Genomic DNA, 17,246 nt, shown 5'->3' with positions numbered 1-17,246 from the left:
CAGGCAATGAGCGCGTTCGATTTCAAGCAAGTAGATGTTTTCAGCCCCGTCGCGCTCAAGGGCAACCCGTTGGCGGTGGTGTTCGGCGCAGACAGGCTCAGCGATGAACGCATGGCGGCGTTCGCGAACTGGACCAACCTCAGCGAAACCACGTTCGTGCTCGAACCTCGAGACCCCCGGGCCGACTATCGAGTACGTATCTTCACCACCCTGCAAGAGTTGCCGTTCGCCGGTCATCCGACGCTGGGCACGTGCCATGCCTGGCTCGAGGCTGGTGGGGTGCCCAAGGGTGAGGAGATTATTCAGGAGTGTGGTGTCGGTCTGGTGCGGGTGCGTCGGCAGGGGGCGGAGCTGGCGTTTCTCGCGCCACCGCTGCTCAGGTCCGGCCCGGTGGACGCCGGGCTGGTCGAGCGCGTACGGCAGGGGCTTGGGTTGGCGCCGGGGGCGATTGTGCGCACGCAATGGGTTGACAACGGTGCCGGTTGGCTGGCGGTGATGGTCGAGGACCGCCAGCAGATTCTGGACTTGCAGCCGGATCATGCACAGATGCTCGGCCTCGCCGTCGGTGTCATCGCGCCATGGCACCCCGAGCGCGATGGTGCCGACGCGCAGTTCGAAGTGCGTGCATTCATCTCCGGCGACGGCATGCCGGAAGACCCGGCCACCGGCAGCCTGAACGCCGGGATCGCTCAATGGTTGCTCAGCGAAGGGCTGGCCCCGGCGTCTTATGTCGTCAGTCAGGGCCTGACCATGGGCCGCGCCGGGCGGATTCGGGTGGAGCAGGTGGGGGATGAGATCTGGATTGGTGGTGCTGTCGTGACGTGTATTACCGGAACGCTGACGATCTAACCTGTGAGAGCAGGCGGTATTCGATGCGGGCGATTGTTGCCGTCGCGGTAACGTTGTCTTGAGCGATCGAGGTTTGTGTCCCGCACCTTGCAGGGCATAAGCTTTGCGCCCTACGAATTTCGTCTCTTCAGGAAGGTCCATGTCCAGTCAGTTCCCCGAAGCACGTCCACGCCGTCTGCGCCGCAATGCGAGCCTGCGCAGCCTGTTCCAGGAAACCGAGTTCAGCTTGAACGATCTGGTGCTGCCGATTTTCGTCGAGGAAGAAATCGACGATTTCGTGCCGATCAAGAGCATGCCCGGTGTGATGCGCATCCCCGAGTCGAAACTGGCCGGCGAGATCGAGCGTTACGCCCGGGCCGGGATCAAGTCGGTGATGACCTTCGGCGTGTCTCATCATCTGGACAGCAACGGCAGCGACACCTGGAACGATAACGGCTTGGTGTCGCGCATGTCGCGCATCGCCAAAAACGCCGTGCCGGAAATGATCGTGATGTCCGACACCTGTTTTTGTGAGTACACCGACCACGGCCATTGCGGCGTGTTGCACCAGCACGAAGTCGATAACGACCAGACCCTGATCAACCTCGGCAAACAAGCCGTGGCCGCCGCCCGGGCCGGTGCCGATGTGATCGCGCCGTCGGCGGCGATGGACGGGCAGGTCCAGGCGATTCGCCGGGCGCTCGATGCAGCGGGTTTCAGCCAGACCGCGATCATGGCCTATTCGACCAAATTCGCCTCGGCGCTTTATGGCCCGTTCCGCGAAGCCGGCGGCAGTGCGCTCAAGGGGGACCGCAAAAGCTATCAGATGAACCCGATGAACCGTCGTGAAGCGGTGCGTGAGTCGTTGCTGGACGAGCAGGAAGGCGCCGACGCGCTGATGGTCAAGCCGGCCGGCGCGTACCTGGACATCATCCGCGACATCCGCGAAGCCTCGCGTCTGCCGTTGTCGGCGTATCAGGTGAGCGGTGAATACGCGATGATCAAATTCGCCGCCCAGGCCGGGGCAATCGATGAAGATCGCGTCGTGCGTGAGAGTCTGGGGGCGATCAAAAGGGCGGGGGCGGATTTGATCTTCACCTACTTCGCAATGGACCTGGCCCTGGCCGGGATCTAAAGATCATCCCATAACCACTGTTGAATGATCGTTCCCACGCTCCGCATGGGAACGCTTCCTGTGACGCTCTGCGTCACGCTTGTTGGGACGCGGAGCGTCCCTGGCTGCATTTTCCACGCAGAGCGTGGGAACGATCATCAAAAGATCTTCAGGTGATATAAGGCCGTATCCCATGATCGCGGAAATACCGTTCGATCACTTTCGGATCGGCGCTGTAATCGGCGATCGCCACGTAGGTATCCGGGCGCAGCAGATAAAACCCGTTGCGCGCCAGTCCCACGGTTTCAAACACCGGTCGCCAGTCGAACACCTGCAGCGGCAGGTGATGCGCCTTGCACCAGGCGATCATCTCGTCGCTGGTGTCGCCATACACATGCACCTGCCAGGTCAGGTATTTCAGCGATTCGAAGTTGTCCCCTTCACCGTCGTGGGCCCAGGGCAGGCGATCACCACCGTGAACGTGGCCGGCAACGCCCTCACTCAACGGCATGCCCCGATAGTTGAGGGTGGTCTGTGACACCGTGCGAAACATGAACTCCCGGACGGCCTCGAACGAGATCATTTTCGGGATCAAAAAGGGCGCCACGCGCATGCGCATTACGTCGGCAATTGGCCCATCGGCCGTGACGAAATTGAACACCCGATCAGTGGTGGCCACCAGGCGCTGGGCAAAGGCGATGCGTTCGGTTTCATAACTGTCGAGCAGTTTGGCCGTGGCGCTGCCGCTTAACACCGCCGCGAGCTTCCAGGCCAGATTGATCGCGTCGCCAATCCCGGTGTTCATGCCCTGGCCACCCGCCGGGCTGTGGACGTGGGCGGCGTCACCCAACAGAAACGCGCGTCCGGTACGAAAGTGATCCGCTACCCGGTGATGCACGCGATAGGTCGAGAACCAGTTCACCTGATCGATCTGCACCTTTAAATTCTCGATGGCCCGCCTGCTGACGTCTGCAAACTGGAGGGTTTCGGCGCGCTCGGCGCGTTCGTCGCGAACCGTGCCGATCAGTCGGGCGCGACCTTCGCTGGACAAAGGAAAAATGGCGAGAAAGTCGGCTTCGTCGAGGTCCACATGCAATTCACCGTTGAACGTCGGGCCGCGGGCCTGCACATCCGCCACATAGAAAATCTGCTGGTAGGTGCCCCCTGGGAAATCGGTGTCCAGGGATTTGCGCACGATCGAGCGGGCGCCGTCGCAGCCAGCGAGGTAACAGGCCTGGCAGGTTTGCTGCTGTCCATCGGGTAAGCGCAGTGTCGCGGTGATGCCATCGCCGGTTTCTTCGAAACTTTGCAATTCGGTGTTGCGCTCCACCGTAATGCCGAAGGTCTCCAGGCGTTCAATCAGCAGTTGTTCATGCTCGTCTTGCGGATAGATTTCCAGGAACGCGTAGGGCGTCAAACCCTCGCCGATGGCGCTCAGCGGCAGGTGTGCGACCGGTTCGCCCTTGACCCAGAAATTCGCGGCGCACACTTTATGGCCGTTCTGCACCACGGCGTCGCTGAGGTCGAGCTGGCGATACAGCTCCAGCGTTCGGGCCTGTACCGCCAACGCGCGTGAGGTAGTACCGGGGGCCGAGGTCTTGTCGATAATCCGCACCCCAATCCCCAGCTTGCTCAGCCACAGTGCCAGGACCAGCCCGGTCGGGCCGGCGCCGATGATCAGCACGTCGCTACGGTTCATGAGCCTGTCCTCCTCGGTGTGTGGATCAAGTATGGTTCAACCGGGGGGCACTCGCAGGCTCGACAGCGGCTACGGAACAGGGAGAGGGCGGGATAGTCATAGCCTGCGCCATGCCATTGATCGTATGGTTAACCCGGCTCAACGGATTTGATGGAGCACCATGCAAGCCAATCGATTGATCATGAGCGTGGCCGCGCTGTTGGTACTGGCCGGTTGCGGCACTCAGCGCCCTCAGGAACCGCCGGCCCGCAAGCCTGCCGAGGTCAAGGCCGAAATCGTCAGCCTGCTGCCGGCCAAAACGGTCGACCGCCAGGGCTGGGCCACCGACATCTACGCGGCGTTTGCCGCGCAAAAGATTTCGCCGACCACGCAAAACCTGTGTTCGGTACTCGCGGTCGCTGAGCAAGAGTCGACGTTTCAGGCTGATCCGCCGGTGCCAGGCCTGGGCAAGATCGCCCGGGATGAAATCGACCGCCGCGCCGATAAGGCTCACATTCCCAGCTTGCTGGTCAGCGGTGCCTTGCAGGTGCGTTCACCCAACGGCAAAAGCTACAGCGACCGACTGAATGCCGTGCGCAGCGAGAAAGAGCTCAGCGAGATTTTCGATGACTTCATCGGCATGGTGCCCATGGGCCGGACCTTGTTCGGCGGCTTCAACCCGGTGCACACCGGCGGGCCGATGCAGGTCAGCATCGACTTTGCCGAGCAGTATGTGCGGGATTATCCCTACCCGGTGAACGGCTCGATTCGTCACGAAGTGTTTACCCGTCGCGGAGGCCTGTATTTCGGTATCGCCCACTTGCTCGGCTATCCGGTGAGCTATAAACAGCCGCTGTATCGCTTCGCCGATTTCAACGCCGGTTGGTACGCCAGCCGCAATGCGGCGTTTCAGAACGCGGTCAGTCGTGCGACGGGTATCCCGCTGGCGCTGGATGGCGACCTGGTGCGCTACGACTCGATCATGCCCGGCACCACGGAACTGGCGGTGCGCACCCTCGGCAAGCAATTGGACATGCGCAACCCGACCATTCGGGATCAACTGGAGGAGGGTAATAGTCTTCAGTTTGAGGACACCAGGCTCTATCAGCGCGTCTTCGCCTTGGCCGAACAGGCCGAAGGCCGGGCATTACCCCGGGCGGTGTTGCCGGGGATCGTGCTGCAAAGCCCGAAAATCACCCGCAAACTCACCACGGCGTGGTTTGCCAAGCGAGTCGACGAGCGTTATCAACGCTGTATGAAGCGCGCGGGAGGGTAACCGGGCAAGCTCGCTCCCACAGGGTTCGCGCGCAGTCTTTGGCATCTGCTACAAAGAGAGAGTCGCAGAGGAGATTTAGCCATGTACCAGCTCTATGGGTATCAGAATTCGGGTGCGGCGGCCATTGAGGCCGCGCTGGAACTGTGCGAGGTTCCTTATCGCTTCATCGACGTGTCATCGTCCCCGCAGGCGGCGCATGCGCTGGAGAAGCTCAACCCGCTCAAGCAGGTTCCCACTCTGCAACTGCCTGATGGCGGCGTTCTTACCGAGAGTGCGGCTATCCTGATTCACTTGGGCCTTACGTTTCCGGAGTCGAACCTGTTGCCGGAAAACCCGATCAAGCGCGATCAGGTGATTCATGGTCTGGTGTATATCGTCAGTAATTGTTACACCGCCATCGGCATCATCGATTACCCCGAACGCTGGCTGGCCGAGGCGGACGAGTCGTCCCGGCAAAACCTCATGGCCGGTGCCCGCCAACGCCTGCATTGGCATTGGGAGGTGTTTGCCGATCAGTTCGCCGGCAAGTTGTACCTGGACGACGGAAAACCGGGCGCGCTGGATATTCTGGCAGCGGTGGTAACGCGGTGGGCCGGTACCCGGGAACACTTGCGCATTGCGCGGCCGGGGTTCTTCGCCTGGCTCGAACGCTTCGACCGCCACCCTGTATTGGCGCCGATCTTCTCGCGGCATTGGCCATAGGAACATCGCCAAACACATATTGTGGGGGGCGGGCTTTTGTGGCGAGGGAGCAAGCTCCCTCGCCACAAAAGCCCGGCTCCCACAGGGGGATTTGCGGTGTGTCGTGCAATCACTCGCCGCGAATGTACTGCTCCAGCTGCCGAATCAGTTCAGCCTGTTCGGCAATGGCTTCCTTAACCAGGTCGCCGATCGACAGCAAACCCATCAGCTCACCGTCCTCCACCACCGGCAAGTGCCGCAGGCGTTTGTCGGACATGATGCCCATGCAGGTTTCGACGGTTTGATGGGTGTCCACGGTGATTACCGGCGACACCATGATGTCGCTGACCGGTGTGCCGACGGAGGAGCGCCCCTTGAGCACCAGTTTGCGCGCATAGTCCCGCTCACTGATGATGCCGACGACCTTTCCCTCTTTCAGGACCGGTAACGCGCCGACGTTTTTGGCGGCCATCACCATCAGCGCTTCCAGCACCATTTGATGAGGCGCAATGGTGTGGACTGCCTGATTCTGTTGGGCCTTTAACTTGAGCAACTGGGCGACGGTTTTCATGACGGCTTCTCGGGTGTTGTCGTTGTCCTTGAAGAATCGTAGAGACAGGCTCACAGAGCAAGGGAGAAAGCGGCAGATAACACGCAAATAGCGTCATTCAGGTTTTTTTTCATAACCCCCCCCCCGATTCATCGAGAGAATGTGTCGATTAGCAGGATAGGCTCAGGCCCGGAAGGCGTTCAGTTTTGTCGCGTGTCGACCGGGGAGACCGGGTAACGGGGATTATGGTTTTTTTGGTTAATACCTTGAAATAGAGGGAGGAAAATCGAATAAAGAAATTCGGGTAGGCTCATACCTCTAATAAGTCATGGATGACTCGTCATTATGTTTGATGCTCTAACGGCTGCTGAATCTACGCAGCGTTCACTTCCTGAGTCTATGACTCAGAGTCCGCACATACCTTTCATTGCCAAGTCTATTCCAGACTGGCTATTGAGCACCCGTGCAGAAAATCGCACCGCTTTAAAACAGAATGTTGGACCTGCCATGCCCTGGTATGACATGGCGTCGGCGCAATTACGTGGTGAGATGAAAAGGGCGTTTGAGGACAGTTGGGTATCACAAAACGAAACTGATAAAACCCTGAACAAAATTCAGGAAGTCGAAACGTTCGCAGAACAGCTTTTAATCACTGCGCTGAAAGACAAATACGGCATTACCCTGGATGTCAAAGCGACCTACCTGCGGCTTTACTGCCCCAAGGGCATTGTCGTCGGGTTTGATGTGCGGACGCTGTCACTGCTTGAGGCCTCGCTGCATAACTTCGAAGTTAAAGAAACCCGAGCGGGTTATTTCGACAGGGCGAGCGACTTCATTACGAAGCCTTCCGCTTCCGGGCAATTCGACGTCGTGCCGATCAAACATAAACTGTCTGTCGAGGCCTTTGCAGCGCTGTGTCGTGAACTGGATATCGGGGCTCGATACCAAGCTTACCTGAAGGCATTCATGGGGTTCACCAACCCGGTGGCAAGGGCGGTGTTACAACATAAAGTACAGGCCAGCCAACAGGATGCGTTGCGTGCGGCCAGTGTTCTGGCGCTCATGAAACAAGACATCGATCACGATACTCACCGCATGCTGTTGAATCTGGTTGCGGGGCATCAAGCACTGACTTTGCAGGGCCAACCCATGCACTGTTTCGAGTTGAGGATGATGGATACGGCCCTGACAGGCATTGTTCTGATTGCGGCGGACCTCGATAGCAGCCGTCAGATTGAACAAGTCATCGCCTATGTCCCCCATGATCCGGAACATCCGGTCAAACAATACCCCTCCCTGGCCAGCTTCCATAGAGAACTGATCTCACAATTACGCGTGCCTGAGTATCAGCGCTTTTTCAGCCGGTTTGTCCCTCATCAACAGCGAGGCACCTTCTTTTTCCAGCTCAATAACCGGCTTTCAAGCATTCAATGGCATGCATCCTTGCCGTTTGAACAAAAGCCGGCGTGGCGTGAGGAGCCGAATATCAATCCTGATTTGCAGATGACCTATCTGCGAAACAGCGGTGACTTCTGGACCCGTGACTTTCACCAGAAACTGAACAAGATCCTCAATGACGCTCGGGCGATGGCGGTTCCCACTGGCGATGAAGATGAAAAAACTCGTTGGGCGCGTTGGGATAGTTTTCAAAAGGTCGCCGCAGTCGTTCTTGAAGCGGCCACTTTTGTGGCGACGCTCTTTGTACCGTTGCTTGGCGAGCTGATGCTGGCCTATACCGCCTATCAACTGCTTGATGAAACGTTCGAAGGGATTATCGAGTGGTCAGAGGGACAGAGAAGCGAAGCTGCCGGGCATTTGATCGGTGTGGCTGAAAGTCTGATCCAGTTGGGTGCATTCGCGGCAGGAGGCAAAGTAGTGGGCACCCTGTTGCCGCTCAAGTCGTCGCCCTTTATCGAGGGCATGAGGCTCGTAGAAAAGAGCGATGGCAGGTCGCGGTTATGGGACGCGGATCTGCAGCGCTACGCACAGTCGATTACCCTTGATGAGTCTGTCCGGCCGGATGAAAAGGGCATTTATCGACATTCCGGACAGGAGGTGCTGCCGCTCGATGGCACGCAGTTTGTGATTGAGCCTGATCCTGGATCGGATCAGTACCGCATCCAGCATCCCCGTCGGGGCGACGCCTATGCCCCCCGTCTTGTCCACAATGGCGTTGGTGCGTGGGCGCATGAGGCTGAGCGCCCTCAGGCCTGGCAGGGCGTCACCCTGATGCGACGCCTGGGACATCGCGTCGATTCGTTTTCCGATCAAACCCTGGAGCAGATCCGGATCGTCAGCGGTGTTGACGATGCGGTATTGCGCAAACTACATGTCGAGCGTGAGCGGCCGCCGGCGTTGCTGGTGGCAACCATCAAGCGTTTTACTGCTGACCAGGAGGTTAAAACTTTCATCGAGCGAATAAGTAGCCGTGACCCGCAGGTGTATGGTCAGGCCAATGTGCAGACTCAACTGGAACTGCTGACGCGTCATCGCAAATGGCCCAAGAACCGCACCGTGCAGTGGCTCGATGCGCAAGACAAGGTGCTCTGGCAATCTTCGCCAGACCTGGGCGAATCGATCATCAAGGTCAGATCCGGGCAGACCGGTTACCACGATCTGGCCGCAACGATGCTCTCCCAACTGCCGGAACAGGAGGTCAAGACGCTGCTGGATGAAGCGTTTGGCAATGGAATCATCGCCCTGGATGTGCGGGCGGCCAGACTGCGTGCGCTCATCGCCACGGCGGCCAGGGAGCAAGAAACGACGTTGGTGGATGCTCGTTTCAACCTTGATGAAGCACCTGTCGGCCCCGACGTTGCGGCGCACGTTGGATGGTTGCGTAGTGAGTTTCCTCAATTGCCGGGTGCCATCATGGATGAGCTGCTGGTCGGTATCACCGAGGCGGAACAAAGACAGATGAGCGATCGACAGCATTTGCCGTTTCGTCTGCGGCAGGAGGTCCGCACGGCGATACGCGAATGGCGGATTGTTCGGGCGTACGAGGGGCTGTATTTGCCCTCGAGCGCGAATCTGGATACCAGTCGGCTGGCGTTGCACAGCCTCGAGCGCCTGCCAGGCTGGTCGCCCGAGGTACGCATCGAAATTCGCAACCAGTCATTCGAGGGACCGCTGCTCGACAGTATCGGGCCGGAACACGCGTCCATTCGCAAAGTGCTGGTGCGAACCATGGAAAACACCTTTCAGTCCCATGACGAAGAGGGTAATACGCTGCATGGCGCCGACGATTTCTATACCGCCCTGTTACAAGCCTTGCCTGACGCCGCGCGCAGAAAACTGGGCCACGAAATCGGCCAGGGCATCCAGTTGCGACAGACATTACAGAACGCACCGCTGACGCATGCGGCGTTGCGCGAAATTCTCCCGGATCCCTCCATTCGACATGTAATGGACACCGCGGCCGCAACCCGTTTGCGCGGAGCCGTTCAGGGGTATGCACGGATCAATGAGCCTCTGCTCGGTACAGGGGGGACCGTGAGTCTGGAGGATCGGTTCAAGGTGCTGTACCCGCAGGCGAGTGCGGATACGTTTGCCGATTTTGTCCGCTCATCCGGCTCGCAGACTCAGGCGTTGCGGGTCATCGGCGAACGGGAATTGGAGTTCGAGGAACTGACCAAAGCCCTGGATAGCTGGGTGGCGATCGAGAGAGGCGAGCTTCTGCCCATGGATCAACGCTATCACAAGGGACGTTTTGCCAAGGCGATCACGCAATGCTGGCAGGCTGCACAAACTTCGGGGCCGGACGGCTACGCCCTGGATCTGAATTTTCACTGGACGAGTGATTTTCTGGAGTATCTGCCAGCATTGAATGCTGATTTCCGGCATGTCGGTTCGCTGCAGTTCCGCCATGTCGAACTGCGTACCGATATCACCGGTTTTCTTCGTTATTTTTCCAACTTGAGGGCGCTGGATTTGAGTGATAACGCGCTGATCGCCGCCCCTCGCTTGCAAGAAAGTCTGCCGGTGCTCGAGCATCTGAACCTGTCCAATAACCAACTGACGCTGACCGCTGACAGTGTGGCGGATCTGGCTGGTCTGACTCGTCTGCAAACACTGAGACTGGCCGGCAACCCGGCGCTGTCGCAGCAGCCGGATGTCAGCCGGATGGCTGAACTCCACCTGTTGGATTTGCACGATACCGGTATCACGGAGTGGCCCACCGGCCTGCTCACGCTGCCGCGACCGCGCGCCTTTGAACTGGATCTGCAGGGCAATCCGATCGAACAGGTCCCCCAAGCGACACCCGGTTCGGAGCAGGCACGGCTTGTTGCCCGCACCCGCTTGAGCCGCGACCGGTTGTCTGATCAAGGTCGTGAACAATTTCAGAGCTATATGCGTTCGGTAGGGTATGACCCGGCACGCAGTTACCCGCCCAAAGGCGAGGAAACCAGTGTGTACTGGCTGGAAGGTTTGTCTGGCGCAGAACGACAAAGCAGGCAAACGTTGTGGGATGAGCTTGAAGGGGAGCCGAATGCCCAGGGTTTTTTCGAGGTGCTGGAGCAACTCGCCGACTCAGCCGATTATGTCGAAGAAGCCAGTCGCCCCGAGCTGACACAACGAGTGTGGCGCCTGCTCGATGCCGCTGCTCAGGACACCCCGCTGCGCGAAGAACTGTTTCGCATGGCGAGCAACCCTGATTCATGCGCCGACGCCGGTGCGCAGATTTTCAATGAAATGGGGTTCAAAGTACTGGTTCACGAAGCGTATCTGGCCGGCAGCACTGAGCAGATCGAAACCAGCCTGATCAGATTGGCGAAGGGCAAGTCCCGTCTGGATCAGGTCAATGAAATCGCGCGCGCCACTGTCCAGAGCCGATTGCAGGCCGGTGAAAGCTTTATGGCGGTCGATGAAGACGGGGACATCACCGGTACCATCGACGAAGTGGAAGTTTATCTGGCGTTTCAGACCGGTCTGGCGGATCGGCTTGATCTGCCATGGCAATCGCGGGGAATGTTGTTCCGGGAGATGGCCGAGGTCAGTGATGCGCAGATAGATCAGGCGTATGAATCGGTTTTGACGCTTGAGGCGGGTGAGGGGCTGGTGAACCGGATTATTGAGCAGCGGTTTTGGTGCAAGTACCTGAAGAGTCGCCATGCGCAAGCATTCGCGCAGAATTCGACGGCGTTTAATGCTCGCTCAGAGGAGCTGCTCAATCGGCATTTGGCGGGCACCGTCTCACAGCAGGTATATGAGCGCGAACTTCTTGAGTTGGCCGAGGGGCGTAAGGGATTATTGAGGACGCTGACAGTGGAGGCGTGGAAAAAGGCCGCATAGCCTGCACGGTACCGCATCGCAGCACGCGACCGGTCTGTCGTTGCGGACAGACCGGTTTTTTTGGGGCCGTTAGCGTGTTTGGCTCCAGAAGGATATTGCCCTACCGGTATTCCACTATCGCGCTGTTCCACTGGGACCGAGTCGTCGCCGTTCTCCCCGTCAAGACATCAAAGGCTGATGTATTGTCGTAGGACTCAAGCAAGATATGGGTGCAGTTGAAACAAGCGGGAAAGGCCTGCGCTGCTATCGCCCCTTGTAGTTTTTGCGTCACCACTTGAATGAGCGCCGGGTCGGTTGTCCCGGTCTGCGCTTTCTGGATATAAAGCGCCAGATTGGCCGCTTGAACTTCTGCGTGGGCGGCAGGGAGTCCACTGGATTGGGGCAGGTCACCTTCGCTTGCCGCTATATGACCTTGAATACGGTTCTTTATCAGCGGGTGAAGTGGCGTTTGTTCATACTCTATGCCGGCCAGGTCAATCGTTTCAGATGTCGTCCCTCGGTAGATTTTTACAGGAAGCGCAGGATCTTTGATTCGCGCGATATACCGGTTGCTCAAATATTCCGTATATCGATCAGGGTCGGTGAATCTCAGGATGCCACCTGTGACCGGATTGTCTCTACCGAGGCTATCATCCGCCTGTCTGTGCATCTCTACGCCATGTTTGGCTTTAGTGAGCGTTACATTTCTTTCCAAAGGGATATTGAAAAAGTCGGTGATGTAAATGGCATCGTCAGGTATTGAGCCTTCAATCGCTACTCCCGCATGTGCGACAGCGACCTCGGATCTAAACGTTTTTGAGAACCGCGCATCTGGATGTGTCTTAAAGTGTTCTTCGCTTGCAGCCAGTTGTTTTGTCGCGGAGCCTTTCACTTTAGGCACCGGATGAGTGCGCGGCACCTCAAGCATGGCGGTGGTTCGGGCACTTACCCTCTGGTTAAGCGCGGCTCCTTTGGTAAGCCCAAGCCTATCGACAAAACTCATCGGGTTACTACCCACCATCTCATACAGATTCAACCCGTCCACTGTTCCCGCCGGGTCGGCACTGATCCAGCGTTGCAACCACGACGCGAAATAACGCCGTCCGTAGTAGTAAAGTCCGCTTTCATCCCTCTCCTTGCCCGAATAGCGGATGGTTTTATAACTGACTTCCCGCACCGAATCCGCTCTCAGCGAGGCCGTGCCGCCGAAGGGATAATAGTCCTCGTGACTGATCAGGCGGCCCGCTTGATCGAGCTCGATGAGGCTGGAACCCAGGCTGTCGTCGAGGCAGTAGCGCACCTGATTGGCATCAATGTCTTCCGGTTTACCCAGGAGCCAATGCAGGCAGCGTACGTTGCCTATTACGTTCGGCAAGGTGATGACGTGCAGCTCTTCACCCGTGTCGCGGCAGCGTATTTCCAGTCCGGGAAGGTAGCGTGCTTCGTGGAAATGGCTGGTCGATGATGTATGGGTTTCGTGGCGTTTATAGACACGTACGCCATTGCTGTAGCGAAAGGTTTCCGTATCGTGGAGGCCATTTTCGCGCTCGATCAGCGTGATGGAGGCCAGCTCATCATGGCTGTTCCATTGCAACGCCTGACCCGGTTGCAAGGCCTGGAGATTGCCATGGCGGTCAAACAGCTTTGAAAAATCGGGTTCAGGATCCCCTTCTTTCCAGCGCACGCCACGGTTGCTGGACGGATCAATGCGCATCCGATGGGTGTAACCGCGTACCGCGCGGCTATGAGTAATCCTGATCAGGTTGTTGCCTTTGTCGTACTCGAAGGTTTGTGTGTACTTCAGGAAGTTGTTGGGGTCGTTGGGCAGCGGCCTCCCCGGCATGCTGGACGGCGGAGGGCTATCATGACCGGTGGCGCTGACCAACCGGTACAGGGGGTCATATATGAATTCGCGGGCTCCATCAATGTACTGGTTGGCCAAGAACACCGGATTGAAGGTGTGATCCTTTATGCTCAGTACGTTACCGACCTTGTCATAGTCATATTCCAGATCTTGCCGCAGGTTCTGGCCAGGCACTCCAGCCTTCATGCGTGTCAGCCGACCATCCGCCTGGTCGTAGATCCAGGTTCTGGTCATGCCGTTGCCGAGTCGTTGCTCGATGACCTGGCCGGCGGCGTTGTACTGCGCGTTCTTGAGGATGTCCTGAGCGGAGTCGCTGGCATTGATTTGCAGTGTCACTTGCTTGAGTTGCCCGGCAACGTCGTAGCGTGAATGCTGCTGATGGTTGCCGGCATCTGTCTGGCTCAGCGCCTTGCCGTCTGCACCGTAGCGCCATCGTGTGGTGTAGACGCAGCCATCGAATAACGTGCGGGTTTCTTCTAAAGGCAGGTAATGCAAACTAAAGGAATCGAATGCAATCGAACCCGAAGGATCGACTTTCTTGATCAGCTGACCCCGCAAGTTTTTCCCGGGATCCGCATCGCCCTGCCCATAAGTCAAGACTTCGACGTTCGGTTGCGCATTGGCGTCAACCGCCAACATGCGCAGTTGATCATCGTAGGTATTTCGCCATTGATTGCCGCGCTCATCCCAGCGGCAGAGGACTTCACCGGCCACCCCGAGCAAGCTCAGACGCCAGCCGGAATCGACGCTGTCGACCTTCAGCGGTTGGCCGGTCAGCCCATGGACCGTCGTCAGGTTGGGCCTGGAGCCATACAGACGCGGATCCCAGTGTTCCACCGGTCTGCCGGCGACGTCATGACGCTGTCGGGTGATGAGCGCTTCCAGAGGCTCGCGAGCGCTCTTGCGCAGGTAGGCCACATGGCGAACCGCCAGGCCGCGGCCATCATTGGCAGTAATCGAAGAGGTGTTCCGATGCACGGTGAGATCCATCTCTCTATCTCCTTCAATGCGTAGCATCGGTCATGGCAAGGGTTTTCTCCAAGGCTCGATGCTATCAACGTACGAGGGGTGTGTAACCTGTCAGATATGACAGGTGACGAGGGGCGCACCTATCCCAACGCATCCACACGGTTGCCCAATGACGCGTAGAATCACCCCTTGAATCAAATCGTTGAGGTTGCAGTGGTGGATTTACAGCAGGGCTTCGTCCTGACCCGGCATTGGCGCGATACCCCGGCCGGCACCGAAGTCGAGTTCTGGCTGGCGACCGATGCCGGTCCCCGGCGCATCCGCCTGCCCCATCAACCGTCGGTCGCGTTCATTCCGGCAACCCAGCGCGAGCAAGCCGAAACGGTGTTGCGCGGCGAAAAGAACGTCGAACTGCGGCCGTTGGCGCTGCTGGACTTCGAGCACCGCCCGGTGCTGGGCCTGTATTGCCAGCAGCACGGCCAGCTGATGCGCCTGGAAACCGCACTGCGCAAATCAGGTGTCGAGGTGTTCGAAGCCGACATCCGCCCGCCGGAACGCTACATGATGGAGCGGTTCATCACCGCGCCGGTAGTGTTCGGCGGCACACCCGCTGCCGATGGCCTGTTGCTCGACGCGCAAATGAAACCCGCCCCCGGCTATCGGCCGAACCTGCGGCTGGTCTCGCTGGACATCGAAACCACCGCCCAGGGCGAGTTGTATTCCATCGCCCTGGAAGGCTGCGGCGAGCGTCAGGTGTATATGCTCGGGTCGCCCAATGGCGATGACAGCGGGGTGGATTTCCAGCTCGAATACTGCGATTCACGAACCCTGCTGCTGAAAAAACTCAACGAATGGTTCGCCCGGCACGACCCCGACGCCATCATTGGCTGGAACGTCGTGCAGTTCGACCTGCGCGTCCTGCACGAACATGCTCGCCGCCTGGCGGTGCCGCTGAAGCTGGGGCGTGGCGGCGAAGAAATGCAGTGGCGCGAGCACGGCAGCGGCAATCATTATTTCGCCTCGGCTGCCGGCCGGTTGATCATCGACGGCATCGAGTCACTGCGTTCGGCGACCTGGAGCTTCCCCTCGTTCAGCCTGGAAAACGTCGCGCAAACCCTGTTGGGTGAAGGCAAGTCGATCGACAACCCGTACCAGCGCATGGACGAAATCAACCGCATGTTCGCCGAGGACAAGCCGGCCCTGGCCAAGTACAACCTCAAGGACTGCGAACTGGTGACGCGGATTTTCGCCAAGACCGAGTTGTTGACCTTCCTGCTGGAGCGCGCCAGCGTCACCGGTTTGCCGGCGGATCGCAGCGGTGGTTCGGTGGCGGCATTCACGCACCTGTATATGCCGTTGATGCATCGTCAGGGCTTCGTTGCGCCGAACCTCGGCAATAAACCACCGCAGGCCAGCCCCGGCGGTTTTGTCATGGACTCGCAGCCGGGGTTATACGAGTCGGTGCTGGTGCTCGACTACAAAAGCCTCTATCCGTCGATCATCCGCACCTTCCTGATCGACCCGGTGGGCTTGATCGAAGGTCTCAAGCATCCCGGCGACAGCGAATCGGTGCCGGGTTTTCGCGGTGCCCGTTTCTCCCGTACCCGACATTGCCTGCCAGCCATCATCGCCCGGGTCGCCGAAGGCCGCGAAACCGCCAAGCGTGAACACAATGCGCCGCTGTCCCAGGCGCTGAAGATCATCATGAATGCGTTCTACGGTGTACTGGGTTCCAGCGGTTGCCGCTTCTTCGATACCCGGTTGGCTTCGTCCATCACCTTGCGCGGGCACGAGATCATGTTGCGTACCCGCCAACTCATCGAGGCTCAGGGCCACGCGGTGATCTACGGCGATACCGACTCGACCTTCGTCTGGCTGCGTCGTCCTCACGGTCAGGCCGAAGCCGCGCAGATCGGCCACGCGCTGGTGGACCACGTCAACCAATGGTGGCGCGAGCATGTGAAGCAGGAGTACGGGTTGGAAAGTGCCCTGGAGTTGCAGTTCGAAACCCACTACAAACGCTTTCTGATGCCGACCATTCGCGGCGCCGAGGAGGGCAGCAAGAAGCGCTATGCCGGGTTGGTTACCCGTGCCGATGGCACCGACGAGATGGTCTACAAAGGCCTGGAAACCGTGCGCACCGATTGGTCGCCGTTGGCCCGGCAGTTCCAGCAGGAACTGTACCTGCGCATTTTCAACCGCAAGCCCTATCAGGATTACGTGCGTGACTATGTGCGCAAGACCCTGGCCGGTGAGTTCGACGAGCGCCTGATCTACCGCAAACGCCTGCGTCGTCCCCTCGATGACTATCAACGCAACGTGCCGCCCCATGTGCGAGCCGCGCGAATCGCCGATGACTACAACGACCAACAGGGGCGTCCACGGCAATATCACAACGGCGGCTGGATCAGCTACGTGATCACTGTCGCCGGCCCCGAGCCGCTGGAAATCCGCAGCGCGCCCATCGACTACGACCATTACATCACCCGGCAGCTGCAACCGGTGGCGGATGCCATCCTGCCATTCGTGGATGACGATTTTTCAACGCTGATTGGGGGGCAACTGGGCCTGTTTTGAGTCCAGCAGCGACAGCGTCCAGTCATCCGGTATGCCGTGAAAGTACTGATCCAGCGCCTGATGGAACAGGCTGCCTTTGGGCGAAACCTGGGCGAACAGCGTCATCGATGAATGAAACTTGAGGTTGTCGGGGTGCCCGAAAATCTTGGTAATCGAGCGTTGAGGAATGTCCAGCACCAGTTGCGTGCAGCTACGCAAGCGCGGACCCAGTAGCGGATGCTCCAGGTACGCCACAGCTTCCTCGCTGGAGCGAATGGCAAAGTAGCGGGACATTTCGCTGTCACCCAACCCGGCAAACTGCGGAAAGATGAACCACATCCAGTGCCGACGTTTCTGGCCGGCGCGCAGTTCCTCCTGCACCCACTCGAACACAGGATTCTGCGCCTGGACGAAGCGTGGCAAATTGAAAGCGTCGAGCTGATCGGTACTTCTCATGCC

10 protein-coding genes are annotated in these 17,246 nt (G+C 58.7%); 6 read left to right on the top strand and 4 right to left on the bottom strand.

All coding sequences use genetic code 11. The features are described 5' to 3' along the window. Positions 1–6: 6 nt before the first annotated feature. Positions 7–849, top strand: a complete 843-nt coding sequence (locus PSH69_RS19270; protein WP_305409463.1) for a PhzF family phenazine biosynthesis protein — start codon at positions 7–9, stop codon at positions 847–849. Between the two features lie 139 nt (positions 850–988). After that, positions 989–1,963, top strand: coding sequence for a porphobilinogen synthase (gene hemB / locus PSH69_RS19265; RefSeq protein WP_018925389.1), 975 nt, complete (start codon positions 989–991; stop codon positions 1,961–1,963). 148 nt (positions 1,964–2,111) lie between these two features. Here hemB and PSH69_RS19260 read toward each other — a convergent pair whose 3' ends face one another. Beyond that, the gene (locus PSH69_RS19260; protein ID WP_305409462.1) at positions 2,112–3,641 is read right to left on the bottom strand and encodes an FAD-dependent monooxygenase; all 1,530 of its coding nucleotides are present in this window, start codon (positions 3,639–3,641) and stop codon (positions 2,112–2,114) included. 160 nt (positions 3,642–3,801) lie between these two features. Between PSH69_RS19260 and PSH69_RS19255 the strand changes: the two genes are divergently transcribed. Beyond that, positions 3,802–4,896, top strand: coding sequence for a DUF1615 domain-containing protein (locus tag PSH69_RS19255; RefSeq protein ID WP_305409461.1), 1,095 nt, complete (start codon positions 3,802–3,804; stop codon positions 4,894–4,896). Positions 4,897–4,977: 81 nt separating this feature from the next. Beyond that, on the top strand, positions 4,978–5,598 hold the full coding sequence (locus tag PSH69_RS19250; protein ID WP_305409460.1) for a glutathione S-transferase: 621 nt from the start codon (positions 4,978–4,980) through the stop codon (positions 5,596–5,598). A gap of 109 nt (positions 5,599–5,707) precedes the next feature. Here PSH69_RS19250 and PSH69_RS19245 read toward each other — a convergent pair whose 3' ends face one another. Further along, positions 5,708–6,148, bottom strand: coding sequence for a CBS domain-containing protein (locus PSH69_RS19245; protein WP_305409459.1), 441 nt, complete (start codon positions 6,146–6,148; stop codon positions 5,708–5,710). Positions 6,149–6,634: 486 nt separating this feature from the next. Between PSH69_RS19245 and PSH69_RS19240 the strand changes: the two genes are divergently transcribed. Then, positions 6,635–11,419, top strand: a complete 4,785-nt coding sequence (locus tag PSH69_RS19240) for an NEL-type E3 ubiquitin ligase domain-containing protein (protein ID WP_305409458.1) — start codon at positions 6,635–6,637, stop codon at positions 11,417–11,419. Positions 11,420–11,519: 100 nt separating this feature from the next. On the opposite strand, the gene PSH69_RS19235 is transcribed toward PSH69_RS19240, so the two are convergent. Then, the gene (locus PSH69_RS19235) at positions 11,520–14,252 is read right to left on the bottom strand and encodes an RHS repeat-associated core domain-containing protein (protein ID WP_305409457.1); all 2,733 of its coding nucleotides are present in this window, start codon (positions 14,250–14,252) and stop codon (positions 11,520–11,522) included. Positions 14,253–14,447: 195 nt separating this feature from the next. On the opposite strand from PSH69_RS19235, the gene PSH69_RS19230 reads away from it, so the two are divergent. Then, positions 14,448–16,808, top strand: coding sequence for a DNA polymerase II (locus tag PSH69_RS19230; protein WP_305412854.1), 2,361 nt, complete (start codon positions 14,448–14,450; stop codon positions 16,806–16,808). On the opposite strand, the gene PSH69_RS19225 is transcribed toward PSH69_RS19230, so the two are convergent. After that, positions 16,773–17,243 carry a DUF1810 domain-containing protein gene (locus PSH69_RS19225; RefSeq protein WP_305409456.1) on the bottom strand — a complete coding sequence of 157 codons (471 nt, stop codon included), beginning with the start codon at positions 17,241–17,243 and terminating at the stop codon, positions 16,773–16,775. The two genes, PSH69_RS19230 and PSH69_RS19225, sit on opposite strands and share 36 nt — an antisense overlap. Positions 17,244–17,246 lie beyond the last annotated feature (3 nt).

It is taken from the genome of Pseudomonas sp. FP1740, assembly GCF_030687165.1.
GTDB lineage: Bacteria > Pseudomonadota > Gammaproteobacteria > Pseudomonadales > Pseudomonadaceae > Aquipseudomonas.
Note: the sequence above shows the minus strand (reverse complement) of the source record. Positions and strands in the feature narration are given on the sequence as shown.